2 protein-coding genes are annotated in these 866 nt (G+C 80.3%); both read right to left on the bottom strand.

From position 1 onward, the window contains the following. Positions 1 to 451, bottom strand: a 451-nt coding sequence (locus tag XH79_RS06840) for a VCBS domain-containing protein (protein WP_271581155.1), incomplete at its 3' end; no start/stop codon positions are given. Further along, on the bottom strand, positions 435 to 866 hold a 432-nt coding region (locus XH79_RS06835), incomplete at its 5' end, for a VCBS domain-containing protein (protein WP_271581154.1). The genes XH79_RS06835 and XH79_RS06840, both read right to left, overlap by 17 nt.

The raw sequence follows: 866 nt of genomic DNA, 5'->3' as shown, positions 1-866 counted from the left end.
TGTCCGACACGCTCGCACCGCCCGCCAGGGCATTGCTGTCGGCATCGTTGTTGTCGAGGGCATAGCTCACCACACCGGTCGCGCCCCCCCCCCCCCCCCCCCCCCCCCCCCCCCCCCCCCCCCCCCCCCCCCCCCCCCCCCCCCCCCCCCCCCCCCCCCCCCCCCCCCCCCCCCCCCCCCCCCCCCCCCCCCCCCCCCCCCCCCCCCCCCCCCCCCCCCCCCCCCCCCCCCCCCCCCCCCCCCCCCCCCCCCCCCCCCCCCCCCCCCCCCCCCCCCCCCCCCCCCCCCCCCCCCCCCCCCCCCCCCCCCCCCCGGTGATCGCGAAGTTCACCGCGGTCGAGGCCGTGCCGGTGCTGCCGTCCTTGACGAAGACGGTGAAGTCGTCCGACACGCTCGCACCCTGCGCCAGGGCATTGGTCGCGCCGGCCCCGTCATTAAGGGCATAGCTCACCAGGCCACTGGCCCCCCCCCCCCCCCCCCCCCCCCCCCCCCCCCCCCCCCCCCCCCCCCCCCCCCCCCCCCCCCCCCCCCCCCCCCCCCCCCCCCCCCCCCCCCGCCGTGCCGTAGGTCCCGGTCTTGGTGTAGGTCGCCCCGGCATCACTGGTCGCCCAGCCATCGGAGGTCAGCGCCGCGCCGTCATAGCTCGCCGCATCGCCCGTATCGGGGTCACCGCTCGTCAGCGCGATCGACGCATTCGCCGTCCCCGCTGTGCCGACGCCGGCCTCCACCAGCGGCACGCTCTGTGCACCCGCCGTGACCGTCGGATTGTCGTTGGTGCCGGTGATGGCGAAGTTGACCGCCGTCGAGGCCGTGCCGGTGCTGCCGTCCTTGACGAAGACGGTGAAGTCGTCCGACACGTTCGCGCC

The organism is Bradyrhizobium sp. CCBAU 45389 (assembly GCF_028128625.1).
GTDB lineage: Bacteria > Pseudomonadota > Alphaproteobacteria > Rhizobiales > Xanthobacteraceae > Bradyrhizobium > Bradyrhizobium liaoningense_B.
This window is presented reverse-complemented; position numbering and strand designations above follow the sequence as displayed.